The sequence below is a fragment of the Thiothrix subterranea genome (assembly GCF_016772315.1).
Classification (GTDB): Bacteria; Pseudomonadota; Gammaproteobacteria; order Thiotrichales; family Thiotrichaceae; genus Thiothrix; species Thiothrix subterranea.
The window spans coordinates 1,751,931-1,776,860 of the sequence record NZ_CP053482.1; the positions used below are offsets into that span (position 1 = coordinate 1,751,931).

Annotated in this window: 25 protein-coding genes and 1 tRNA gene; 12 read left to right on the forward strand and 14 right to left on the reverse strand. The window is 49.6% G+C overall.

Going from position 1 to position 24,930, the window contains the following annotated elements; translation table 11 throughout:
• Nucleotides 1–25 precede the first annotated feature (25 nt).
• From HMY34_RS08570 to HMY34_RS08620, 11 genes are all read right to left on the reverse strand, one after another.
• The gene (locus HMY34_RS08570) at nucleotides 26–1,462 is read right to left on the reverse strand and encodes a mannose-1-phosphate guanylyltransferase/mannose-6-phosphate isomerase (protein WP_202718825.1); all 1,437 of its coding nucleotides are present in this window, start codon (nucleotides 1,460–1,462) and stop codon (nucleotides 26–28) included.
• 19 nt (nucleotides 1,463–1,481) lie between these two features.
• Nucleotides 1,482–2,450 carry a GDP-L-fucose synthase gene (gene fcl, locus HMY34_RS08575; RefSeq protein WP_202718826.1) on the reverse strand — a complete coding sequence of 323 codons (969 nt, stop codon included), beginning with the start codon at nucleotides 2,448–2,450 and terminating at the stop codon, nucleotides 1,482–1,484.
• Nucleotides 2,451–2,455: 5 nt separating this feature from the next.
• Nucleotides 2,456–3,604 (reverse strand): GDP-mannose 4,6-dehydratase, encoded by a 1,149-nt coding sequence (gene gmd / locus HMY34_RS08580; protein ID WP_202718827.1) that lies wholly within the window; start codon nucleotides 3,602–3,604, stop codon nucleotides 2,456–2,458.
• 13 nt (nucleotides 3,605–3,617) lie between these two features.
• Nucleotides 3,618–4,427 carry a glycosyltransferase family 2 protein gene (locus HMY34_RS08585; RefSeq protein ID WP_202718828.1) on the reverse strand — a complete coding sequence of 270 codons (810 nt, stop codon included), beginning with the start codon at nucleotides 4,425–4,427 and terminating at the stop codon, nucleotides 3,618–3,620.
• Nucleotides 4,420–4,914 carry a PssE/Cps14G family polysaccharide biosynthesis glycosyltransferase gene (pssE, locus tag HMY34_RS08590; RefSeq protein ID WP_202718829.1) on the reverse strand — a complete coding sequence of 165 codons (495 nt, stop codon included), beginning with the start codon at nucleotides 4,912–4,914 and terminating at the stop codon, nucleotides 4,420–4,422. Before pssE ends, HMY34_RS08585 begins: the two co-directional genes overlap by 8 nt.
• Nucleotides 4,886–5,371, reverse strand: a complete 486-nt coding sequence (gene pssD, locus HMY34_RS08595) for a PssD/Cps14F family polysaccharide biosynthesis glycosyltransferase (RefSeq protein ID WP_202718830.1) — start codon at nucleotides 5,369–5,371, stop codon at nucleotides 4,886–4,888. The genes pssE and pssD overlap by 29 nt, the downstream gene beginning before the upstream one ends.
• Nucleotides 5,325–6,608, reverse strand: coding sequence for a hypothetical protein (locus HMY34_RS08600; protein WP_202718831.1), 1,284 nt, complete (start codon nucleotides 6,606–6,608; stop codon nucleotides 5,325–5,327). The genes pssD and HMY34_RS08600 overlap by 47 nt, the downstream gene beginning before the upstream one ends.
• An 11-nt stretch (nucleotides 6,609–6,619) precedes the next feature.
• Nucleotides 6,620–7,771 carry a glycosyltransferase family 4 protein gene (locus HMY34_RS08605; RefSeq protein WP_202718832.1) on the reverse strand — a complete coding sequence of 384 codons (1,152 nt, stop codon included), beginning with the start codon at nucleotides 7,769–7,771 and terminating at the stop codon, nucleotides 6,620–6,622.
• 32 nt (nucleotides 7,772–7,803) lie between these two features.
• Nucleotides 7,804–9,270 carry an oligosaccharide flippase family protein gene (locus HMY34_RS08610; RefSeq protein WP_228288019.1) on the reverse strand — a complete coding sequence of 489 codons (1,467 nt, stop codon included), beginning with the start codon at nucleotides 9,268–9,270 and terminating at the stop codon, nucleotides 7,804–7,806.
• A gap of 67 nt (nucleotides 9,271–9,337) precedes the next feature.
• On the reverse strand, nucleotides 9,338–10,462 hold the full coding sequence (locus tag HMY34_RS08615; RefSeq protein WP_202718834.1) for a DegT/DnrJ/EryC1/StrS family aminotransferase: 1,125 nt from the start codon (nucleotides 10,460–10,462) through the stop codon (nucleotides 9,338–9,340).
• Nucleotides 10,463–10,494: 32 nt separating this feature from the next.
• On the reverse strand, nucleotides 10,495–11,571 hold the full coding sequence (locus HMY34_RS08620; protein WP_202718835.1) for a hypothetical protein: 1,077 nt from the start codon (nucleotides 11,569–11,571) through the stop codon (nucleotides 10,495–10,497).
• Between the two features lie 962 nt (nucleotides 11,572–12,533).
• Here HMY34_RS08620 and ruvB point away from each other — a divergent pair.
• From ruvB to HMY34_RS08680, 12 genes are all read left to right on the forward strand, one after another.
• The gene (gene ruvB, locus HMY34_RS08625; protein ID WP_202718836.1) at nucleotides 12,534–13,601 is read left to right on the forward strand and encodes a Holliday junction branch migration DNA helicase RuvB; all 1,068 of its coding nucleotides are present in this window, start codon (nucleotides 12,534–12,536) and stop codon (nucleotides 13,599–13,601) included.
• Nucleotides 13,585–14,004, forward strand: a complete 420-nt coding sequence (gene ybgC / locus HMY34_RS08630; protein ID WP_202718837.1) for a tol-pal system-associated acyl-CoA thioesterase — start codon at nucleotides 13,585–13,587, stop codon at nucleotides 14,002–14,004. Before ruvB ends, ybgC begins: the two co-directional genes overlap by 17 nt.
• Nucleotides 14,001–14,687, forward strand: coding sequence for a protein TolQ (tolQ, locus tag HMY34_RS08635; RefSeq protein ID WP_202718838.1), 687 nt, complete (start codon nucleotides 14,001–14,003; stop codon nucleotides 14,685–14,687). The genes ybgC and tolQ overlap by 4 nt, the downstream gene beginning before the upstream one ends.
• Entirely contained in the window at nucleotides 14,684–15,109 is a 426-nt protein-coding gene (gene tolR / locus HMY34_RS08640) for a protein TolR (RefSeq protein WP_202718839.1), read from the forward strand. The genes tolQ and tolR overlap by 4 nt, the downstream gene beginning before the upstream one ends.
• 26 nt (nucleotides 15,110–15,135) lie before the next feature.
• A complete protein-coding gene (gene tolA / locus HMY34_RS08645) occupies nucleotides 15,136–16,419 on the forward strand; it encodes a cell envelope integrity protein TolA (RefSeq protein WP_202718840.1) in 1,284 nt (427 codons plus the stop codon).
• A gap of 11 nt (nucleotides 16,420–16,430) precedes the next feature.
• On the forward strand, nucleotides 16,431–17,660 hold the full coding sequence (gene tolB, locus HMY34_RS08650; protein ID WP_228288020.1) for a Tol-Pal system beta propeller repeat protein TolB: 1,230 nt from the start codon (nucleotides 16,431–16,433) through the stop codon (nucleotides 17,658–17,660).
• 20 nt (nucleotides 17,661–17,680) lie between these two features.
• Nucleotides 17,681–18,268 (forward strand): peptidoglycan-associated lipoprotein, encoded by a 588-nt coding sequence (locus tag HMY34_RS08655; protein WP_202718842.1) that lies wholly within the window; start codon nucleotides 17,681–17,683, stop codon nucleotides 18,266–18,268.
• A gap of 4 nt (nucleotides 18,269–18,272) precedes the next feature.
• Nucleotides 18,273–19,196 (forward strand): tol-pal system protein YbgF, encoded by a 924-nt coding sequence (ybgF, locus tag HMY34_RS08660; protein WP_202718843.1) that lies wholly within the window; start codon nucleotides 18,273–18,275, stop codon nucleotides 19,194–19,196.
• Nucleotides 19,197–19,300: 104 nt separating this feature from the next.
• Entirely contained in the window at nucleotides 19,301–19,519 is a 219-nt protein-coding gene (locus HMY34_RS08665; RefSeq protein ID WP_202718844.1) for a hypothetical protein, read from the forward strand.
• A gap of 5 nt (nucleotides 19,520–19,524) precedes the next feature.
• The gene (locus HMY34_RS08670; RefSeq protein WP_202718845.1) at nucleotides 19,525–21,381 is read left to right on the forward strand and encodes an AAA family ATPase; all 1,857 of its coding nucleotides are present in this window, start codon (nucleotides 19,525–19,527) and stop codon (nucleotides 21,379–21,381) included.
• A 64-nt stretch (nucleotides 21,382–21,445) separates the two neighbouring features.
• The gene (locus HMY34_RS08675; protein WP_202718846.1) at nucleotides 21,446–22,711 is read left to right on the forward strand and encodes a YeeE/YedE family protein; all 1,266 of its coding nucleotides are present in this window, start codon (nucleotides 21,446–21,448) and stop codon (nucleotides 22,709–22,711) included.
• A gap of 60 nt (nucleotides 22,712–22,771) precedes the next feature.
• A tRNA-Lys gene (locus HMY34_RS08680) sits at nucleotides 22,772–22,847 on the forward strand.
• A 577-nt stretch (nucleotides 22,848–23,424) separates the two neighbouring features.
• Here the strand turns inward: HMY34_RS08680 and HMY34_RS08685 are convergent.
• From HMY34_RS08685 to HMY34_RS08695, 3 genes are all read right to left on the reverse strand, one after another.
• A complete protein-coding gene (locus tag HMY34_RS08685) occupies nucleotides 23,425–23,712 on the reverse strand; it encodes a BrnA antitoxin family protein (RefSeq protein WP_202718847.1) in 288 nt (95 codons plus the stop codon).
• A 216-nt stretch (nucleotides 23,713–23,928) separates the two neighbouring features.
• Nucleotides 23,929–24,405: a hypothetical protein gene (locus HMY34_RS08690; protein WP_443080470.1), complete on the reverse strand. Its 477-nt coding sequence runs from the start codon at nucleotides 24,403–24,405 to the stop codon at nucleotides 23,929–23,931.
• A gap of 12 nt (nucleotides 24,406–24,417) precedes the next feature.
• The gene (locus HMY34_RS08695) at nucleotides 24,418–24,798 is read right to left on the reverse strand and encodes a hypothetical protein (protein ID WP_202718849.1); all 381 of its coding nucleotides are present in this window, start codon (nucleotides 24,796–24,798) and stop codon (nucleotides 24,418–24,420) included.
• Between the last annotated feature and the right edge of the window lie 132 nt (nucleotides 24,799–24,930).

Below are 24,930 nucleotides of genomic sequence, written 5' to 3' on the forward strand. Positions count from 1 at the left end.
GATTCAAAACAATACTACCATTCTACTAGGCTTCGTTGCGTCCATACTGATCTTCCAGACGAACGATGTCATCTTCCCCAAGATAACTGCCCGACTGGACTTCCACCAATTCGAGTGGCACTTTGCCCGGATTTGCTAAACGGTGCACACTGCCCAATGGAATGTAAGTTGACTGATTTTCGGTCAATAAAAACGTTTTGTCATCGCAAGTCACTTCAGCCGTGCCTCTCACCACAATCCAGTGTTCGGCACGGTGATGGTGTTTTTGCAGCGACAATTTCGCACCGGGTTTCACCGTAATGCGCTTGACCTGAAAACGCTCACCCGCGTCCACCGAGTCATAGCAACCCCACGGGCGGTTCACTAAACGGTGAATAATGGCTTCGCTGCGACCTTCCGCTTCCAGTGCGGTCACAATGCGCTTCACGTCTTGCGCTTTGCTTTTGTGGGCAACCAAGGTAGCGTCTTTGGTTTCGATCACGATCAAATCATCGACACCCACCAGCGTCACCAAGCGATCTTCAGTAAACACCAAGTTATTGCTGGCATCATGCGTCATGACATTGCCGCGTAATACATTGTTGGCAGCATCACGCTCGCTCACTTCCCACACTGCCGACCACGCACCCACGTCATTCCAACCGGCATTGAGCGGTACGGTCGCTGCGTGGCGGGTATGTTCCATTACCGCATAGTCAATGGAATCGGAAGGGCAATCTTTAAACGCCGCCGCATCCAAACGAATAAAGTCCAGATCGTGTTGCGCGTGCTTAAAGGTCTTCTTGCACGCGGCGAGAATATCAGGCTTGTACGTTTCCAGTTCACGCAAGAAAACGCTGGCTTTAAACATGAAAATGCCCGAATTCCACAGGTGCTTGCCGCCGTTCAAATACGCAGTCGCCACCTCCAAACTGGGCTTTTCAGCAAACGCCGCTACTTGCCAAGCATTTTCAAAACCGGCAATCGCAGCGCCTTGTTCGATATAGCCGTAGCCGATTTCCGGTGTAACGGGGGTAATCCCAAACGTCACCAAAAAGCCATCTTCCGCCAAAGCACTCGCCTGCATAATGGCTTGCTGGAACGCAGCAATGTCAGGAATCACATGGTCGGCAGGCAATACCAACATCACCGGATCTGCGCCATTTTTTTCCAGCAAAGACAAAGCAGCGACCGCCACCGCAGGCGCTGTATTGCGCCCCACCGGTTCGAGCAAAATGCCTTGGTTTGCCTGACCAATCCCCTGTAACTGTTCTGCCACCATAAAACGGTGTTCTTCGTTACAGACAATGACGGCAGCTTGCTTATTCGCCAAACCATCCAAACGTTCCAGCGTTGACTGGAACAAGGTACGATCTTCAGAAATCAGCGGCAAAAATTGCTTAGGGCGCAATTTGCGCGATACCGGCCACAAACGTGAACCAGAGCCACCAGACAGGATTACGGGGGTGATTGGAGTCGCCATCTCTATACCTTCTTTCATTTTAAGATTGTCGGAAATCACGTTGGTGATCCACGAACCATGCATACGTTGATTTAAGCCCATCGGGTAAGGCGATTTGAGGTTGCCAGCCCAAACTTTTCAGGCGGGAAACGTCCAGTAATTTGCGCGGCGTGCCATCGGGCTTGCTCGCGTCGAACACAATATTCCCTTGAAAACCGACCACTTCCGCCATGAGTTGCGCCAATTGTGCAATGCTACAATCCACGCCTGTGCCGACGTTGATGTGCGATTGGGTTTGTGGCACGAGCGCTTGATACTGAGCATCCGCCATTTCCATGACGTGGATGGAAGCTGCTGCCATATCGTCCACATGCAGAAACTCGCGCAGTGGTGTCCCCGAACCCCAGACAGTAACCTGCGGTTCTTGCGCCAACATCGCCTCATGGAAACGCCGCATTAGCGCGGGGATGACGTGGGAGTTTTCTGGGTGGAAATTGTCGTTAAAGCCGTACAAATTGGTCGGCATGACACTGCGATATTGCGTGCCATACTGACGGTTGTACGATTCACATAATTTGATTCCGGCGATTTTGGCAATCGCGTAGGGCTCGTTGGTCGCTTCCAACTCACCCTGTAACAATTCGGATTCAGCCATCGGCTGCTTGGCAAATTTGGGGTAAATGCACGATGAGCCGAGGAAAAGCAGGTGCTGAACACCTGCTTGCCAGGCTGAATGAATGATATTGCTTTCAATCATCAGGTTTTCATAAATGAAATCCGCCGGATACGTGCTATTGGCATGAATCCCCCCGACTTTTGCCGCTGCCAGATAGACCTGATCAATGTTTTCCGTCTGGAAAAATTGCTCAACCTCCTGTTGACGGTTCAGGTTCAATTCCTGCCGGGAACGCAATACCAACTCCACCTCCGGGCGTTGTTGCAATTGACGAACCAAGGCAGAGCCAACCATTCCCTGATGGCCAGCGACATAAATACGGGTTTTTTTCATGCGGATTACTCGTGGTAAGACATAATGCGGTGGCCGTGGTCTTTCAGATGCTTTTCTTTCAGCATCAGCTTGAGGTCAGATTCCATCATGTCATTCACCAGTGAATTCAGGTCATGCTTAGGAATCCAGCCCAATTTTTCTTTGGCTTTGGTTGGGTCGCCAATCAGCAACTCGACTTCAGTCGGACGGAAATAACGCGGATCAACCGAGACGATCTCACGACCCACTTCTAAACCGTGTTGCTCCGGTGTCGCACCTGTCGCCACTTCATAAACAGCACGATCAAAACCAGCAATCACGCCTTTCTCATCGACACCTTCGCCGTGGAATTCAACCGAGATGCCAGCGCGTGCAAACGACATACGCACAAATTCGCGCACTTCGGTGGTGACACCCGTCGCAATCGCGAAGTCTTCAGGCGTATCCGCTTGCAGAATCAACCACATCATTTCCACGTAATCTTGTGCATGACCCCAGTCGCGCTTGGCGGACAGGTTGCCCAAATGCAGGTCTTTCTGCAAACCCAAGGCAATGCGGGAAGCTGCACGGGTGATTTTACGGGTAACAAAGGTTTCACCACGCAATGGCGATTCGTGGTTGAACAAAATACCGTTACACGCAAACATGCCATATGCTTCGCGGTAGTTAACGGTGATCCAGTAAGCGTACAACTTAGCTACTGCGTAAGGTGAACGCGGGTAGAATGGCGTGGTTTCTTTTTGCGGTACTTCTTGCACCAACCCGTACAATTCAGAGGTGGATGCCTGATAAATGCGGGTTTTCTTGGTCAGATTGAGGAAACGCACCGCTTCAAGGATGCGCAATGTGCCGATACCATCCGCATTGGCGGTGTATTCCGGCATATCAAACGAAACGTGAACGTGGCTCATGGCCGCGAGGTTGTAAATTTCATCGGGTTGCACCTGACCAATAATACGGGTCAAGTTCATGCTGTCGGTCATGTCACCGTAATGCAGCACAAATTTACCGTCAGAGGTATGCGGATCTTGGTACAGGTGGTCAATACGGTCGGTGTTCAGTGATGAAGAACGACGCTTGATGCCGTGTACGGTATAGCCCTTTTTCAACAAAAATTCAGCTAAGTAAGCACCGTCTTGACCCGTGATACCTGTAATTAAAGCCGTTTTGCTCATGATTATTCCTTATTTAGATAACTTGATTGTTAGAAGCGGTTTTGCTGCGCATCAGCAAATACAAAGGGTACGAAAAGCGTTTCAAATTCATCAAACCCACCGAACGTGCCGCGTATAGCGCAGAAGAAGCCGGTGAACACAGCCCGTTTTTAATTCTGAGCGTAAAATCTTCCTTGATACCTGACAAGCGGCGGCTATTCGAGACCCCTGTCATATCAAAACGTGACAGAATGAGGTCTAAACGCTGCATCTCATCCGGGTGCTTAAGCAGATTAACCGCACGCACAATGTAGTCATAGTCGGATGAAATTTTATACTCAAGATCATAACGCAATGCAGCGTAGCGGTAGTGGAAAAACATCGACTGGTGGCTGCAAAACATGCCCTTTTTCAAACTAAAGGTACGCTTTGCCGCCTTAATAACTTCGACGCCATCCGCAAATTCTTCACACATATCGCCGTAGACAATCGCGGGCGGGCGGCCTGTGAATCCCTGAAGCTGTTGATCTAACTGTGTCAGGGTATCGGCTGCATACAGTGAATCCCCGGAATTCAGAAAACAAAAATAGTCGCACAACCGAATCTGACTAATGCCTTTATTCATCGCATCGTAAATGCCTTTATCTGGCTCGGAAATATAGCGGATATTGGGTTGCGCCGCCGATAATTGCTGTAAGTAGGTCGGTGTGCCGTCTTTAGAAGCGCCATCAATAACGATACATTCCCAGTTCTGGTAAGTTTGTGCCAGTAAAGAGTCAATCGTGCGTTGCAAACCCGCCAGATTATTGTAACAGATCGTAATAAAAAATAACTTGTTACTCATAAATATATCTCAACACCTCACGAACGGCATTAAATTCTACTTTTGCATAAGGTTGTAAATGCTGGGTATTGGCATCAATGGAGAGAATCGCTCCTTCAATATCCTGCACACGTTCACACACAGCACATAAACGTTTTGATTTCACATAGTTAGCTAACTCAACCTGATGTTTGTCAGCCCTATCCGTATTGGGAACCACTAATACCCGCTTTTTATGCTCCAACAACATAAAGATCGTACCAGCCCCTGCGTGTGTAATGAAAAATTCATAATCAGCGAGTTTGTCTTTTAAACTTTTATCAAAATCAAACCAAGGCTTGTACTGCGGTTGGTAACTGCCCTCGCCAGTTTGCAAGGTAATGTCGTAGCGACTTTCCAACTCACGGCTTTCATCAATTTTTTTCACTAACGAGTCAAACCCGGTAGTACCAGTGATGACCAGGATTCGCGTTTTATTATTAGAGGCGTCCAGCGAACTCAGCGTCACGATACAACTCCTTCAAGGATTCATTTTGAACAAAAAATTTGGTACTGAACGGTGAACACGCCTTACCCGATAAGCTTTTACTGGTAAACCGGCACCAATCTTCAAAAAAGATACGTTTTTTGACCCGCATCACTTTGCAAACCATAAAAACGGGAATGCAAATGCCCGGCCCAAACCCAATCACCGCACGCGGCTGGTGTTGACGTACCAACTTTACCGTCAAGGTTACGGCTTTCAGGTAAGCATTCACAAACGCAAGAGGATTGAAGGATTCATTTTTGTGCCTAATGGGAGGCACGGTATGAATTTTTTCAATGGAATCCCCTTTCATCGTTACCGTGTCAGTCACGTGAATGAAATCAATCGTCGGGTCGAGTGACTGCATTTGCTTCATCAGACGCATGGCCTGATCATGATGCCCGCCCTCGCCGTACACAAGCAATATACTGATGTCCATGATCTACTCCTTGCAATCTCACTAGCACCATCAACAGTGCAAACTCTTCCGCGCCACGTCCTAAAAAATCCCCAAAGGGAATCATCATAAAATCAGCCAGCAGCAACGCCGTTAAAATGATGGAAAAATTATTGCGATACTTTGCAGCCAACAAATGCACAATCATGACCATCAAAAACGCTAACGGAAACAATAAAATACCGTATTTAAACAACAACCCCGTCAAGCCAATGTCCGAGACATACATATTTATCCCGTAGACTGAACGAAATCCCTCATTGAACTGAAGTGACAAAGCGCCGTGCGGCATCAAAAAGTTGCTTAACGCCTCGCCCAGCATCACGGTCAGCTCTTTGTTACGGTGATAATCATAAAAAATCACCGATTCATTAAACGCATACACGTATAAAAAGTAAGAAAGGTAGCCCAATACTGCCACAACAGGAATTAATAGCAGCACACTCACATTAAAATTACTGAGGCGTTGGCGCAAAATGGTAATCCACACCAAAGTCAACACAATCGCCAAACTCATGCCACGGGTTTGATTAATGTAAAGCATGTAAGCTGCCAGCAGACCAAGCGGAATCACCGCTTTCAAGAATTCGCCACGCGCCACTAAATAGTAAGGATACAGCGCAATCAGAAAACCGGCTTCCAAGAAACGGGTAGCAAAACGCTCATCGGTTGCTACAAAATCATCTGCAAATTGCTCGGCATGTACCGAAAACTCAAAGCCAGCGTTACGTGGAATCAACTCAAACGCATTTGCCGCCGACCAAGCCAAGGCCAGATAAAACAAATACTTCAAAATCGTTTCCAAATCGGATTCGCCGTAGCCTCTGCGCCCGCCAATTGCCAACATAATCGGAAAGTAGATCAGATACAGTAAGGTACGGCGCTCTTCCAAAAAGCCATATTGCAACGGCTGCTGAAAACTGACGTAAGCAAAAATGGGGGGAATCAGGAATAATAAAGCCACCAGCGCCAACAAATACCAATCAATGGTATCCAGCACTTCTTGTTTGGCAGCAAGAATATAAATAACTGTCAACAACGACAAACCAATGACCGCTTCACGTAAAAATACCAAGCCAAAACGGTGGTCATCGCTCAAAAAAAACAAACCGGATACCAAGGCCAACGCAGCTATCATCACCCATTTGTCATACGCTGATGCCACAGCTCCCATCCGCGCGGGAGAAACAGTCTTCAGAAATGAGGCGTTAATTTGCATATTAATCCCCGTTACTTATTAATAACAGCCAGTATTTTTCGGGCATAATCGGCATGATCAAAATTTTTGACACGCTGCTTACCTCTGATAACCAATTCCGCAGCCAAGGGAGCATCACGTAACAATTGCAAGATTTTATCCGCCATATCAGCCGCATTATTAGGGTCAAAAATCAAGGCAGCATCCCCTACTTGCTCCGGTAAAGCCACAACATTAGAGCAACAAACCGGCACACCCAAGGCAAATGCTTCATAAATCGGAATACTGACACTCTCAAACAAGGTTGGCATTACCAACATCTTCGCCATTTTATAGAGGTAAGGAATATCCTCATAATCAATATAACCCAAATGTTTGACCCGATGCCCAAGGTTTAGTGCTTGTATTTTCGCCATTAACTGCGGGTAATAATCTTGCTGTGACCCTGACAAAATTAGCGTCACATCCTCATCGGTATCGTTCGCAATAATATTGAACGCTTCCACCAACTTCAGGTGATTTTTATGAAACCAACACTGTGCTGGGTAGAAAATATAGCGCTCTGGTAGTGCATATTTACGTTGCACGGCGGCAAAATTTTCTGGCTTAGCGGCATAGCTGCGCAAAAAATCCGGGGGAGGCGACTGAATCACTGCTACCTTGTCGCTGGGCGCACCCAGAAAGTTCATAATGTCCTGCTTAACGTAATTCGACTCACAAATGACGGCCTTCGCCGCCTGAGTCAGCGCCCGATTCCGCAACACCCGTTTAAAACGCTCCACTCGCGTAAAAGCATGGGGGTAATATTTTTCCTGCATGTCATGCAGCGTAAAAATGAACGGCTTTTTCAAAAACACATGCGGATACACCGACGTGGCTGGCGAGAGAAACAAATCAATATCCGCATACACCTGTTTCTCATCGTCGCGCAGAAAAAATGGCTGACGCATCCCCACCAATAATTGCGAAAAAATAATGGCTTGATTGACACCAGAACGGTTAGAAGGCGACAGCTTCCTCACTTCCAAACCATAACCATCAAAACGTGTATCGTCTTTATCGGCGAAAATAATGTAGCGATTGCTCTTGTCAGCCGCGAGCGCATCCACCATTGACTGAATATATTGAAAAATACCCCCGCCATGCATGGGATAAAAAGTCAGTATGCCAATGTTCTTCTTCATAATAGCGCAACCATTTCTTTAATATTTATCAGCTACCTAAAACGCACTCGCAAGGTCTCGCGAAACAGGTAAAGCAAAGCCGCCCCAACCACACCCATCAAGACCACGCCATCTGTCACAATAACCAGTAAATTACTGTTTATGTATTCATGTACGTAATTCAATAATAAAATTATCAGCATTCCTAATGCGACAAACAATAATGTTTGCAGTAGGTACTCCCCGAATTTATGTCCCACGTTGCGTTGCACCCACCAATAAAAGTAAGGCAACGGCAATAACAGCAAGAACAAAGACAGCGCTGCTCCGTCATGACCGTAACGTGGCGTTAACACATACATGCCCGCCACATACGCGACTGTTCCCAAGAAAGAACTAATCGCCGTCACTTTCGCATTTCCTGAGCCTTGCAAAACCCAATAAGCCACCACCGTATTCGATTGGAAAAAGAAATACAGGGCAATAATTTGTAACGTCAATGTGCTGTGCAACGCAAATTCAGGGGAAATCCACAATTCAAGGAAAGCACCACCGGAGGAAATCAACGCCACGCTAATCGCCATGCTAAACAGGAATACCAACCACATCGCCCGCCGGTATAATGCCAGCCGCCCGACCTGATCATTCAAACTGGATAACTCGCTAAAGCGCGGAAACGTAATCTGGCTCAGTACCTGAATAATCCCGTTAGCCATTTGTGCAATCGTATGCGGAATCTGGTAATACGTGACCGCCTCTGTCCCCAAAATCGACCCGATAATAAATTTATCCAGTCGGGATACCACGCCGCCCAAAAAATTGCTGACAAAGGTATAAGCACTAAATCCAATCATTTCAGCAAAAATACGCTGGTCAAAAGACAAGCCGAGTTTCACCCCTAGCGGTAATACCTGCCGTCCTAAGGTATAACCACTGACCAATGCTATGGCTTGAATAATGACGTAACCCCACAAGATAGCGATCAGGTCATAACCCAACAACACCATCCCGGTCGCCATTACGATGCCCGCAATATTGGCTGAATTTTGAATCACCGCCGGAACATCAAAACGGTGGTAAGCTTTGAATACATTCAGGAAAAATTGGTTGATGTAACTCAGTAAAAACGCCACCGCCGTCACCGAAAACGCCTTAGCCGCTAACTCAGCTTTCGCGTCTTCGTTATAAATCAGATTGCCCAATGGCAAGGCGAATACCACTACCGCCACCGCAATAACAATACCCAGCACCACGTACATCAACAAAGCGATGTCTAAAATCGGTTTAATTTTAGTGTTTTCACCCGTCACTTCGTACTGCGAAACGTATTTAACAATCGCCTGACCCACACCAAGGTCGACGAAATTCATAAAACCAATTAAGGATATACAAATAATATACAGCCCATAAACGTCTGTGCCCATGTACTTAATCATCAGCGGAATTGTCGCCAGTGATGCAAGTAACGGCAGAACATAGCCAAGGCCACTAAATGCTATGTTCCTCGATATATTTTTCATTATTTAAGCAACTCTGAATTTGGCACATCAGGCTCACCTGCGAACCTGATGCTTACATTCTAACGTCTTATTGGAACATTTCCATGCATTTCCTGACAGCCGCGCATACACGCTCGACATCGCGTTTTTCCATATCAAAGTAGGAGGGCAGATTGACGCCCTTTTCATAGATTTGATAAGTCACTGGCGTATGCGTGCCGGGGTAATCAGCCATTCTCGATAGCGGGTAAAAATAAGGGCGACTGTCTACATCGAATTCACGCAATGTTTGCATGAAGGTATCGCGCGTCGTCTCGTTCGCCCCCTCAATCTCGATCGTTACCATCCAGTAAACATTTTTTGCCCACGATGCCGTCCGGTTTAAGGTAAGGCCAGCCAACCCACCGAGAGCATCTTGATACCAAGCAAATATTTCTTGTTTCTTTTGCAGAATTTCTTCAATGCGCTCCAACTGTGCCAAGCCCAACGCGGCTTGCAGATTGGTCATCCGGTAGTTGAAACCCACTTCAGTATGCCAATAGCGCTTGGTAGGACTCATCGCGTGGTCACGCAGGTATTTAGCACGTTGATACAAGGCTTCGTCATCGGTGGTAATCATGCCGCCTTCGCCTGACGTAATCACCTTGTTACCGTAGAAGCTAAAGGAACCGCAATGTCCCCAAGACCCTACTTTTTTACCCTCGACTTCCGCACCGTGTGCCTCGGCTGCATCCTCAATCACTAACAAACCGTGCTTTTCAGCAATCGCCATAATCGCGGGCATGTTCGCCGGATGCCCGTACAAATGCACCGGAATAATCGCTTTGGTTTTTGGCGTAATGGCAGCCTCAATCGCGGCAGGATCAATGCACAAGGTTTCAGGATCAATATCCACCAACACCGGCACCGCACCGACGTATTTCGCGGCGTTAGCAGTCGCAATAAACGTCAAGTCTGGCATGATGATTTCATCACCGGCCTCAACACCCATGCTAACCATGGCCAAATGTAAGGAAGTGGTACCGTTGCTGCACGTCAGTGCGTACTTGCTACCACAAAATGCCGCAAATTTTTCTTCAAATGCTGTGATGTATTCACCCAGAGATGACACCCATCCCGATGCAATAGCCGCCGTGACATACTCGATTTCTTTTTTAGTAATGGTCGGCCTAGAGACAGGCAGGAAACCATTGTTCTGTTGTAATTGAGTCATTTATATTATTTCCTATGCTAAACAATCTGTTACTAAGCCAGCTTCTTTTGCAAATGCCTAACCCTTACGGTGTATAGCGCAAATGCCGCCAAGAAGGTCAAAAAGATAGTAACCTCTTGGAAACCGCTAACATGCATTGCTATGCCTGTCACTGCAAAAAATGCCGACAAAGTGCTAATTTTCAGAAGTGCCGCCTGCTTAGTATCACCACACTGCAACACAATGTGATGAAGATGTGTACGATCCGCCTTCAACGGTGAATGCCCACGTAACGCTCTATCAACGATAACCCGCGCCATATCCATCAAAGGGAAAGCAATGAGCCACAATGCGGTTGCTGCTGAAAAACTAACTTTTTCATTATTGGTCAACCCTTCAGATGTCGGTTGGGTTCCTTGAATCAACAACCAAACCACAGTGAAGCCAATCAGCATCGACCCCGTATCACCCATGAAAATTTTAGAAATTCTCTTTTCCTTTTCTTGAACACCACCTGCAAGGTTAGCAATCAAATAAGGAACTAGCGCACCGGAGAGGATTAAGGTCAGCTTCATGTTAGTCATGTCATCATTCTGGTAGAATAGGATACCCATGCTCACGAATGTCACTAACGAAGAAATACCCAACAAACCGTCAATTCCATCGATCATATTGAAGGCATTAATAGCCGCCAGAACCGCCAGCATTGTCACCAAATAACCAAGCGCCTCAACCAAATCAACCGCAGAAGACGTACCAAACATCGTCCCCAAATGGTGAATGTACATTCCGCTACCAGCACACATCAGCGCCGCAACCACCGTTTGTACAAACAAGCGTAGCCGGGGCGATAAATCTTTAACATCGTCCGCAACCCCCAGTGCCACAATAATACTGCTACACACCAAGTAGGTCAGCGAACTACTGTTCGGCGTAATGAACAGTGAAATTCCCATCACCAAGCCCGCATACATGGAGACACCACCGATTAACGGAATATCGCCCTTATGAAACTTACGCTCTGCATTAGGCATATCCACCAAACCGAACTTAACCGCAAAAGGGGTAAGCAACAGAATGGATAATGCCGATATAAAAAAAACTAACAAAAAAATGCCCGCAAAACTCATTGGAACCTCCTGTTCACAAAAGCGCCTAATTCCTTTCTATAGATACACCGCAAAGCTCAATCGTTGAAACGCTACCGCCGAAGCCGGAATATAGCCAGCCAGACAAATATCGCACGAAAAATCTTTGTACTCCTGACATTGCATGTCCTCATGCACTATCCAACATTCGTGTAAACCTAACGAAAAAACGAGTACCCAACGTATGCCCAATGGGTATCAATCACTTTTCACGGTAAATTATTTACACTCACAATCAACAATCTAGCAAAAATACTTATGCGCAAGCGCAAACAACTAGAAACACTAATAAGTAAAATTTGCCAAACCCAAAGATAGACTCCAAACTATAGAAAAATCTTATGACACTTCTGCTCTTTCACAAAATACATCATTTAATTGATGTATAAACATAAGTATAATGTTTTATCGGAATATAGCAACGCTATCTACTCGTGAAAGAGCGTATTTCATCAAAAAAATGTATTAAAATTTACTTATCTAATCAAAAATTGCGCAATATTTGCCGAAATTATTGCAGGAAATTTCAACTTTTTACATAAGTAAATCGTATAGAAACAAGTAACCTTAATGCTTTCAATGACAAACTATAGTTCGTTTCCTCACAATTTCCGTTGATTTTTTTAGTTTTCGATGCATTTTTTTGATCGAAAACAAGTAAATGATCTTGTTAGATTATCAGCCAGACTGATTTGAACAAAAATAAAACAAATAGATTGAATTATAATCAGCGGCAATCATCAAGCCCTATGATTGTCAACTGAATTCACCATCGTCATACTGTTCAACAAGCGATCACTCACCACATTATCAACACACAAATCGACATGGAAATCGCACTCAACAATAAAATGAATGAATCATCATGCGCTGGCGTGAGGCAGTGGAAAACCGTTAAAATACAAATACTCAATACACACATAAATACTGAAATATTGAATCTTATGGAAAAACCCGCAGCGCACATCCTCTCGCCACAGCATCAGCGCGAAGAAACCACCATTGATGAGCACATCCGCCCGCGCCGTTTGCAAGACTACATTGGGCAACCCGTGGTGCGCGAACAAATGGAAATTTTCATTCACGCCGCCCGTCATCGCGGCGAAGCACTCGATCACGTCTTGATTTTTGGTCCACCAGGGCTGGGTAAAACCACACTCTCCCACATTATCGCGCACGAAATGGGCGCTAACCTGCGCCAAACCTCTGGGCCAGTCTTAGAAAAAGCGGGGGATCTCGCCGCCTTGCTGACCAACCTCGAACCGCACGACGTGTTGTTTATCGACGAAATCCACCGCCTCAGCCCAATGGTGGAAGAAATTCTTTACCCCGCCTTAGAAGATTTCCAACTCGACATTATGATTGGGGAAGGCCCCGCTGCACGTTCCATCAAGCTCGACCTGCCGCCTTTCACCTTGGTGGGCGCGACGACGCGGGCAGGCTTGCTGACCTCGCCGTTGCGGGATCGCTTCGGAATTGTGCAACGCTTGGAATTTTACAACGTTGATGATTTAGCCTACATCGTGCAACGCGCCGCCAGCATCATTGGTGCCAACATCGACGCTGGTGGAGCGCAAGAAATCGCCCGCCGTTCACGCGGCACACCACGCATTGCCAACCGCCTGTTGCGCCGAGTGCGCGATTACGTGCAAGTCAAAGGCAATGGCATTATTGATACGGAGATGGCAGATAAAGCCCTGAATATGCTCAATGTGGATAATCAAGGTTTCGACCACATGGACCGCCGCCTACTGTTAGCCGTGATGGAAAAATTTGACGGCGGCCCAGTGGGTGTAGACAGCTTAGCCGCCGCGATTGGTGAAGAACGCGGCACGATTGAAGATGTGCTCGAACCGTTCCTCATCCAACAAGGCTTTTTAATGCGTACCCCGCGTGGACGAGTCGCGACCCGCCATGCATGGCAACACTTCGGGCTAAATATCCCCGCCCGTTTCAATCCAAACGCGACCCCAGCGGATCAAGCAGGCAACAGTTTTGACCTATTTGAATGAATTTATCTTCCCAGTGCGGGTGTATTACGAAGACACCGATGCCGGTGGGGTGGTGTATCACGCCAATTACTTGCGTTTTATGGAACGCGCCCGCACCGAATGGCTGCGCACCTTAGGCTTTGAACAAGACACATTGGCACAAGAATTGAATGCTGTTTTCGTGGTGGCTGGACTGGAAATTGCATACCGCAAGCCTGCCCGCTTCAATGATGCTTTACTGGTTAACGCCAAAATCGACACCATCGGGCGTGCTAGTTTACTATTCAAGCAAGAAATTTGGCGCGAAGGCCGTAATAATTCGCGTGAACTCTTGACAACTGCCAGCGTCAAAGTAGTCTGTGTCAACACGGGCACCTTTCGTTCAATGACAATTCCAACAGCAATCAGGGAACTCCTTCAGTGACAACAGACCTCTCCATACTCAAGCTGATCATGGATGCCAGCTTGGTCGTCAAAATCGTGATGATCTTACTGGTATTGGCTTCACTGCTATCCTGGACGCTGATTATGGTGAAATCCAGCACCATTAACAGCACCCAAAGCAATGTCACCCAATTTGAAGAACGCTTCTGGAGCGGGGTTTCACTGAACTCCTTGTACGAAGAGTTGTCTCAGAAAACACAGCGGCGTGGGCTGGAGCGTATTTTTTACGACGGCTTTCACGAATACAAACGCGCCCTTAACACCGACCCGACCTCACGACTCTCGGTCACGGATTCGGTACAACGCTCCATGCGTGTTGCCGCTTCCAAAGAAGTCGATGAGTTGGAAAGGAATTTAGCGTTTTTAGCTACCGTCGGCTCAACCAGCCCGTATGTCGGTTTGTTTGGCACGGTATGGGGAATCATGAACTCGTTTATTTCACTCGGACAAATGCAGCAAGCCACCCTCGGCGTGGTTGCCCCCGGCATTGCGGAAGCGCTGATTGCGACCGCGATTGGCTTGTTTGCGGCCATTCCAGCGGTGATTGCTTATAACCGTTTCAGTGACAAAATCGACCGTTTGGTGGTGAGTTACGACAATTTCCGCGAAGAATTCACCGCTCTGCTGGAGCGCCATGCCGTTACCCAAAGGAAATTGGCATGAGCAGCCCGCGTCGCCGCCGTAAAATCATGGCAGAAATGAACGTGGTTCCTTACATCGACGTCATGTTGGTGTTGCTGGTTATCTTTATGGTGACAGCCCCGATTATGCAAACCGGCGTGACGGTCGACGCGCCCGATGCCCAAGCCGAGCCACTGGATGCCAACAACCAACAAGAACCGCTCACCATCTCGGTCGATGCCAGCGGCAAATTGTTTTTGGATGACGGTTCAGAAGTCCCGGCTGCCAACGTCACCGCCTACGTCAGCAGCCAATTGGACGCCAAAGCCGAGCGCCCCGTTTACGTCAAAGCCGACAGCACGGTTGAATACCGGCATTTAATGAATGCGATGGTCGCCGTTCAACAAGCCGGTGCAAAAAAAATCGGCCTGATGGCTGACCCTGCACCGCCCGACCAACCGTAAGCTGATCTGCGAAGGGCTACAAGATCATGTTTAAAGAAATACGTAACAAACCACAAGCACTCTTCTGGGCCATTCTGCTGCACGTCCTGATCGTCGGCGTATTATTGCTCAGCTTTCAATGGACTGACCGACCAGAGACCGCCGAAAGCAAAGCCGTCGAAGTCACGCTGCCCGACGCCCCCATTCCCCCCGAAGCAGAACCCAATACCAGCGAACCAGAACGCACCGCATTAACCGCGACAGAAGATGCCTCCCCCGAAAAAGCCGAGCCAACCAAGGCTGATGCAGCAGCGGAGGCAAAAGCGGAAGAGCAAGCCCAGCAACAAGCCATCATCGCGGCGGCGGCGGTCACTGCGGCAGCACAAGCCAAACAGCAAGCCGATGCACAACGCAAAGCACTGGCAGCAACCAAAGCCAAAGAAGCCGAACGCGAACAAGCAGCCGCTGACAAAGCCGCCAAAGCCAAAGAAGCCGCTCGTGAACAATCCGCCGCCGCGCGTCAGGAAGCAGCAGCCGAAGAACGTGCCAAAGCCGAAGCGCGGCGCCGGGCGGAAGCCAGAGCCGAAGCGCGTCGTGCAGCCCTAGCCGCCGAAAAAGAAGCCGAACGCAAACAAGCCAATGCCGCCAACAAAGCCAAGGCAGAAGCCGAAGCGAAAGCGTTGGCAGAAAAGAAAGCCCGCGAAAAAAGCAAAGCCGAAGCCGCTGCGGAAGCCAAAGCCGAGGCAAGAGCAGAAGCCGCAGCAGAGGCTAAAGCCAAGGCAAGAGCAGAAGCCGCTGCGGAAGCCAAAGCCGAAGCAAGAGCAGAAGCCGCTGCGGAAGCCAAAGCTAAGGCAAAAGCCGAAGCAGCGGAAAAAGCAGAAGCCGAAGCAGCCGCCAAAGCCAAATCCGAAGCGCTTGCCCGTAAAAAAGCTGACGCGGAAGAAGCGCAATTGGCTGCTGATCGTGAACGCTGGAAAGCCGCCGAAGCCAAACGCAAAGCCGCTGAAGAAGATGCCCGTCGTGCCGCCGCAGCCGCTGCCAATGCAGGCCCTAGCAATAGCGAATTAAACGCTGCCCGCGCTGCTTGGAAAGCCGCCGTCAACCGTAAAATCAAAGGCAACTGGAACAAACCCGGCGAACGCTTCGGTATGTCTGCCACCATTCGCCTCGGCATTAGCCCATCGGGTGGCATCCGGCGTTTCACCTTGTCTTGTGATGGCAGCACCGCGTTTTGCGAGTCGATCAAATCAGCGGTGCAACGTTCCGACCCATTTCCACGTCCCGAATACCAAGAACTGTACAACGATACTCACGTTATCACGATGGATTAACCGCAATGCACATGAAAACAACCTTACTCGCATCCGTCCTGCTCGTCACAGGGCTTGGCTTACCCGTTACCTCCACGGCTGAAGAGTTATTCTCACGCATCGACATTGATGCCACCGTCGGTGAAACCAGCATCATTGTGATGCCGTTCAGCCCCATGTCCAAAGTCATCGAAGCTGACCTGCAACGCAGTGGGCGTTTTGCACTGATGGATCCGGCACGGGCAGGCGGCAACTTTTCCCCCGACGCTTTGCGTGCCACTGGCGCAGAATACGCCGTGGTCGGCAGTCACAGCGGTGAGATGAATCTGCAACTGGTCAACCTGCGCACCGGGCAAGTGGCTGGCGCATTCCGTATTCCCACGCACCCGAATGAACGGCGCATGGCACACAAAGCCGCCGATTTGGTATTTGAAAAACTCACCGGGGTGAAGGGCGCATTCGACACGCGGATTGCTTACGTTTCCGCCAGCGGGCCTGCCAAAAATCAAACCTACCAATTGATCGTCTCGGATGCCGATGGCTTTACCCCGCGCACCATCGTCTCTTCGCGCAAACCCGTGATGTCCCCCAGTTGGTCGCCGGATGGCAGGCAAGTGGCGTATGTTTCCTATGAAACCGGTCGCCCCGTGGTTTATGCGCAAGATTTAGCATCCGGTGGCAAGCGCACCATTTCTGATCCGAACCGTTCCAGCATTTCCCCGTCATGGTCGCCGGATGGACGCTCGATTGCTTACAGTGTCGCCGAACGCGGTAATTACAATATTGTGGTCAGTGGTGCGAATGGTGGCGGCGCACGCCAGATTACCAACACACGCGGCATTAACGCCGAGCCACAATGGGCCGACAGCAACACCATCGTGTTTACGTCTGACCGCAGCGGGCAACCGCAACTCTACAAAACCACTGCCAGTGGCGGCGGCGAAAGCCGGATGTCATTCAGCGGCGGCTACAATGCCGGAGCCAGCATCGCGGGCAATAGCGTCGCGATGGTACGGCAAAGCGGCGGCACGTCCAGCATCACCATTATGGATGCCGCCACCAAACAGGAACGCACCATTTCACGCGGCACCCAAGACGATTCCCCTGCCATCTCCCCCAATGGCATGATGGTGTTGTATGCGACGGATGCCGGTGGGCGTAACTCCTTGGCAGTCGCCAGTGACAATGGCAAAGCCCACCAAAGCCTGTATTCACAGGCGGGCGATGTACGCGACCCCGCATGGTCGCCCTATCTTGATTAATGAATAGCGAGATGAGTGTTATGAAAATGAAAACATTGGCTTTTTCAGTCCTGATTGCTGCGTTGAGCATCACCGGGTGTCAACAAGTTCCACCGAATGCCGCAGGCACGGGTGGCACTGCTGGCGGTGGTTACGGCACAGGTGGCGGTACCGCAGGCGGTGGTTATGGCACTGACGGCTACGGCACGGGTGGTAATTACGGGAATGGCTACGGTAACGGGACTGGCGCGGGTCAATACACCCCGGCAGAGCTGCGCAACCCCAGCAGCATTCTGGCGCAACGGGTTATTTATTTCGATCTCGACCGCGCTGACATCAAGCCGGAATACATGAACGTCCTCAATGCTCATGCTTCCTTGCTGACGGCTTATCCGAATCTGCGGGTACGTTTGGAAGGCCACGCGGATGAGCGCGGCTCACGCGATTACAACGTTGCCTTGTCGGAGCGCCGGGGTTATTCGGTACTCGATTACATGCAAGTCAAAGGCACTAGCAGCAACCAGATGGAAGTCATCGGTTACGGCGAAGAAGTTCCGGCGGTTTTCGGGCACAATGAAAGCGCGTGGGGTAAAAACCGCCGCGTCGAAATCAAATATGCCGGAGAATAATGTGATGCAAAACCAGCTAAACCGCAGCGTCCTCGGCGCTCTGGTCGCTACGCTGCTGGCGGTTTCCCCTGTCGGGGCAGCACCGCTCTCGGATGAGGCTGCGGTGCAATTACTGCAACGGGTCAATGAACTGGAGCAGGAATTGCGCAACCTACGCGGTGACAATGAAAAACTGCAAAATGAGTTAGAAATCGTGCAGAAAAGTCAGCGCGACACTTTCCAACAAGTCGATGAACGCATTGAAAAACTGCAAGACGCCAGCCCAGACACAGCGGCTCAAGCCGACAAAGCCGAACCCACGCCAGACAAAGTGCTCGATAACGCCGATGTAGACGCACTCAAAGCCAAAGAAACCAAACCCGACCCCAACGGTTTCTACAGCTACGGCACCGACAAGTCAGATGACAAAAACCCACCGGCGGGCGCGGGTAAAACCACCGATACCAACGTCGATAGTCCAACTGATAAAACCACCGAACCGCCCAGCACCAGCAAAGCGCCGGATTCCAGCACCACAGCGGATAAAACCCCAGCACCTGAACGCGAGGAGCGCTCGGTGTATGACGACGCTTTTAAAACCTTGTTGCAAGACCCTAAAGAAGCCGTGCCGGAATTTCGCGCTTTTCTCAAGGACTATCCCAAAAGCCCGCTGGCTTCCAGCGCACAGTATTGGGTGGGTGAAGCGCTGTACGCTGAAAAAGACTTCAAAGGCGCGATTGAAGAGTTTTTAGTGGTACTCAAAGAGCACAAAGGCAGCGACAAAGCCCCCGATGCCGCCCTCAAACTCGGCTACAGTTTCTACGAACTGAAAGACTGGGAAAAAGCCCGCAAAACCTTGCAAGACGTGATCAGCTTCTTCCCGGATAACGCCGAAACTCGCAAACTGGCGCAAGAACGCTTGGATCAAATGAAGACTGAGGGGCATTAAGCCCCTCTTTTTTTAATCAGACTGACAGCTTCTCCTGCAAAATTACGCATTTTTGCATATAGTTATCGGGCATGGATGCCCATTAAATAACAGCGGAGACGCGCATGTTCGGCAAAAAAAGCCCCAAACCAGCCCCTGAATTGAATCTCGCGCAGGTGCTACCCCCTGTGCCATTGAAAACCGCAGCCGCCCGGCGCTTCATGGAATTTTGCCAACAAGACTTCCAAAGCCATACCCACGCGGATGGTTTCGACCCCAAGGTGTATGCAGACGCGGTCGCACTGGTCGTGAACCGCCTCGAAGCCACTCGGCACATGGAGTAAATTCGATGATCATCACTGCCATTAACGCCGAAAACTTCCGCAAATACCAACACCTGCAACTGGAAAACCTGCCAGAGCGTGGCCTAATTGCGCTCACCGGCGGCAATGAATCCGGCAAAAGCAGCATTGGCGACGCCATCCAATTCGGCCTGTTCGGGCGCACCGAACAAGTAAAACCCGCCGACGCTTCCAAATTAATTCACTGGGGAGCCAGCCAAGCCAGCGTTGCCTTGCGCCTGCAACACCGGGGGCACGAATACCGGCTCATACGCTCCATCGACACCGAGGGCAATGTTGCCGCCACCCTGTTTTCCACCGAAGAAGAAGTCACGCTGGCAGATACCCCGGAAACGGTGGAACGCCAACTCAAAGCGCTGTTTGGCTACTATTACGGCGCATTTTCTACCGCGTTTTACTGGGGGCAACAAAGCAGCCATAGCAAGGAAGGCGATAGCGACAACCTCCGTGCCATTGCCGGACTCAAAGAGCACGCCACCCTCAGCAACCAATTGGAACGCGAACAACAAGAACGCCTCGACACGCTCAAGGAAATGGAAGGGCGCTGCAAACACACTTTGCGTTCCATCGACACGTTTCACCTTGATGACACCCAATTGCCGCGCCTCAAGGCTATCGTCACCGATGTGGAAGATCGCCAGCAACAACTCACCCTGATGGCGCAACGGCTCGACAAAGAATCACTCGCCTACCCCAATAATCTCGACGCCTTTCAAAGCGTTGACCAACGCACGCGCAACATCGGACGTTGGACGAAAACCACCCTCGTCGTCTTCCTATTGGCATTGCTGGTAGGCTTGTTCCTGATGTTCACCCCCGAATGGGGCAAGGGTTTGCTCGGCAATCTCTCGGTCTCATGGCAAGACACACTGGGGCGGGGGGCCATCCGCCTTGCCTCGCTTGCAGCCTTGGTCGGTGCAGTGCTATTGGTTTACGGCTGGTATGTGGAAGTGCGCCGCTTGCGCCCGCTACAAACCCACGCCAATCACCTCGCCGCTGCCATGGAAAACAGCTACCAAGCCTGTACCCAGCCGGTTAGCCGCCAGCTCAACACCGATAGCGTTGATTATTTGGTGGAAAAACACCTCGATATGCCAGACACCAGCACCAACCATCCCGACATGGCGTCGATTCCAGAGTGGATACACACCACGCGCCTGTACAAAACCAAAGCCCTCTACGTGCACAGCGCGGCGGATACCCTCAATGTCGGGCTGAGCAACCGTCGCGCCGAATTGGGAAAACACCTAGACACGGCGAAGGCCGAAATTCTCACCGCCGAACAACAATTGGAACACCGCGCACATTTACAAGCCTTGGCAACCGAGCAAGAACAAGCTTTGGAACACGAACGCCGCCAGCACGTCGTCACCAGTACCGCCATCGACTTATTAAAGCGCGATGCCAGCCACTCGATTGAACGCTTCAACCAATTGGTCAAAACACGCTGCCCAGAACTGCTGCAACGTTTCACCCAAGCACATTACCAATCGCTGGAAATTTTGCCCGATTTCAGTCTCAAAGTGTTGTCGGAGGAAAAAGGCGATTACCTCGATTTCAATGAAATTTCGACCGGCACGCAACGCCAAGTGGCCTTAGCCATGCGCATTGCACTGGCAAATGCGTTAGCCGATGCCACCAAAACCGACAAACAAATGCTGTTTTTGGACGAACCCTTTGCATTCTTCGACCCAGAACGCAGCAATAATACGCTGCACAGTTTGGTGGAAACCAGCAAAGGCGTGATGAGCCAAATTTGGTTAACCGCGCAAACCAAGCCGGAAGGTGTTCCGTTAGCGCATCATATTCAATGTCAGCAAAGCGGGCATACCCTAAAGGCATAGAGGCTTTCTTCTTTGCGATTTATCAACCTATAATCCCCTCTGCACTACAGTTAGAGGAGAGGTTATGATATTTGATAATTTTGCATCCGCGCAGTCATTTTTGCTGATCGCGGGCTTTGTGATTGCCTTCATCATGGGGGCAATCGTCAATAAAACCCATTTTTGCACCATGGGTGCGGTATCCGATTGGATCAATATGGGCGATACCGGGCGTTTCCGCGCTTGGGGTTTAGCCATTGGCGTTGCCCTGCTAGGCGTCGTGTTGCTGGAAATGGTGGGGCTGGTGAACGCTAACGGCTCTTACCCGCCTTACCGCAACGGGCAACTGATCTGGGCAGAAAACCTGCTGGGCGGCATTCTGTTTGGTATCGGCATGACGATCGCGGGGGGTTGCGGGAATAAGTGTCTAGTGCGCATTGGCGCGGGCAATCTCAAATCCATTTTCGTGTTCTTGATTATTGGGGTGGTGGGGTATTTCATGCTGAACCCATTCCCCGGCTCGGATAAAACCTTGTATTCGCTATTATTCTACCCTTGGCTCAACCCATTAGCCGTCAATATGGGAAATTCCCAAGATTTGGGAAGCGTCATTGCAGGCGAAGACAATGCCTTGATCGCCCGTTTGGTGATTGGGTCGATTATCGGGCTGTTTCTGGTGTGGCTGGCGTTTAAATCCAAAGATTTCCGCAGCAGCAGTGATTTCGCGCTCGGCGGCATTGCGGTCGGTTTGTGCGTGTTAGCCGCCTGGTATGTCACCAGCAATATTGCCGTGAGCATCGACGATCAACCTTATCCCCTCACCCAATATTACGGCGAATGGGACATGCTGGCGGAATCGGAGGAAGGCAAACCCGCGATTGGCGCAGCACTGGGCGCACAATCGTTCACCTTCATCAATCCGATGGCACAAGCGGTGGGTTATGCAGCGGGTGGTTTCAACAGTAGCTTGTTGACCTTTGGCGTGATGGCATTCTTCGGGGTGATGGCAGGCTCATTGGCGTGGGCATTGGTTAGCCGCACCTTCCGCATCGAATGGTTTGCCTCGGTAGGTGATGTCATTAACCACGTATTAGGCGCAGCATTGATGGGGATTGGCGGTGTCTTAGCGATGGGTTGTACGGTTGGTCAAGCCATTACCGGCGTTTCTACTCTTGCGATTGGCTCATTCATTGCTTTTGCGGGCATTGTGTTGGGCAGTGCGCTCACCATGAAAGTGCAATTCTACCAAATGATGTATGAGGAAGAAGCCAGCTTTGGCAAAGCATTAATCACAGGGTTGGTCGATTTGAAGCTTTTGCCCGAATCATTGCGCAAACTTGAAAAAGTTTAAGCGAAATCGAAAAAAAGACTTGAACCCAAAACGTTTTTGTCTATAATACCGCTCTTCTCAGGGCCGTTAGCTCAGTCGGTAGAGCATCTGACTTTTAATTAGGTGGTCGTGCGTTCGAGTCGCACACGGCCCACCATACACAAATCAAAGGGTTATAGTGTTTTCACTGTAACCCTTTTTTGTTGAAACACGCCTTACGGTACGGTTTCAGGTGTCCTATTTCTGTTTTGACTCCCTCAAAAATGCCCTCATTGATTTTTTGGCATGATTCGCCGGTAATGTTCACGGGCAAGTAATAGGCGTTCTGTGTACTTGGTGTACTTATTCCTCATTCTGAGATTATCGTCAAAATTATACAGGAAATATAAGCAAGAGCTAATATTGCCAACCACTCGCTACCAGACGCACACGCACAACCCCCATACGCGGCAACTTAATCCCATAACCCATTGTTTCCTCTTGAAAAAAAGGTGTGGCAACCCCATATAGATGCTATTTAAAATAGAGAGGCATTGTTCAGCCCCTCATTTGAATCAATGCCGGGAAATGGGGATGAGTCGTTTTTAATCAGAGGGATAGAAGCTTAAGTTGGCGCGTATGCGCACACCCCCCTTTCCCTTTTACATAGCAAGTACACTAACTGCACTAAGTACACACGCCCACAAAAAAGCCGGAACAATGCCCGGCTATTGGTGGTGATTCGATGCTGGCAATCATGCCGCTTTTCGATGGTCGGCAATGTAGCCTTTCAGTGCTTCATCTAGCCTTGTCTGCCAGCCTTCGCCGCTTTCCCTGAAATATTCCACCACCTCAGAGGATAACCGGATAGTAACCCGCTCTTTGGTGGGTGCTTTTTGCTTACCACGTTTCTGGATGATTTGCGCCAGTGCTGGCAACACCTCACCAATGGGACGGAATCCCGCCATATCTTCCGCTGTCAGTTCGCGTACTTCGCCGCTGTCGTCTGTCAGGTGTTCAACACGGGTGATATTGTCGTTCATACATGCTCAACCAAATCAAACGGTAAATCCCGGTGTGCAATGTTCCAAGCGTTCTTTTTCGGGTCATAGTCAATCTTCATCTTACATCCTAATTGTATGCACAATATGACTATAGAGCAATTTTGAAAGGAATGACATTACAGCCGCCAGATTCATAATCAATCCACATACAAATTCCGCCGCAGACAGAAAGATACCAAAATGTAACGTGTTCCCTTAGTCGTCGGGCGACCACCGTGCGGGTGTGTGATGCAAGGCGTAATCACCAAAATCTTGGTGTATTGAGAGCAATTGCTGATCTTCAGCACGATAACGTGCCATGAAACTTTCTTCCGCCATGGTTTCCCGCCAACGTCGCCCTTCCAAGCGCCAATGCTGACGTGCTACTGGGTGACAAAACTCCTCCAACACTTTGTGGTACATGTCATCCCGCCCAAGGTCGCGCAACAAAACATCCGTAGTTGGATAAAAACTGTGGCGATCCGTCGACCATTGCGCTTGCCGTTCAGCCGACTCAATGATTTCTTGGCAAAAAGCATGAGTGAATAAGGGGAAGTGATAAATATCAGACCCCAGCGTCTCTACCACCAGGTCAATTTCTTTGCTGCGAGTTACTGCGTTAATAACTTCACAGTATGCAGGTGAAAACCGCCTAGCGCAGCGTGCCGCAAGCCAAGCGGCTTTATTCCGCAGATAATTGTACGACTACCCCGCCTGATTACCGGATGTCACCGCCCGGTATGATTTGATTAAGGTTTGCCCCTGTTCTTGTGGTTTAAGCTGATCCGATTGCGCAGGCACTTCCACTGTTAATTCCACCAAAATATGTTGGTTGCCATTTTGGGTTTCCTGTTGCCAACAGACTGCGCCTGCTTGTTCGCGGGGTTGCCCGAATTGCTCACTGTAATATTGCAGCACTTTGTCGTGCGGGTCGCGGGTGATAAAGGTATGGCGTGCATACACTTTGCGCTGCCCCTGTTCAGTGGTTGCCGTGCCGTGGCGTGTGCAAATGTGGCTGGCTTGCGGGTAAGGGGTAGTGCTAGAAATGCTTTGAGACTGCCCGGTAGTCTCGCTAGTGTTACTCATGTTGTTGTACCTTGTGTCCGATTGAAATGTTGTGGATTTACCAGGTTATAAAACGTTTTGACTGTAAAAACCGTGATTGATTTCACAGTCGTGACGAAAAAAGCGATAGTCGCGTACTGTAGTGTTTAAGCA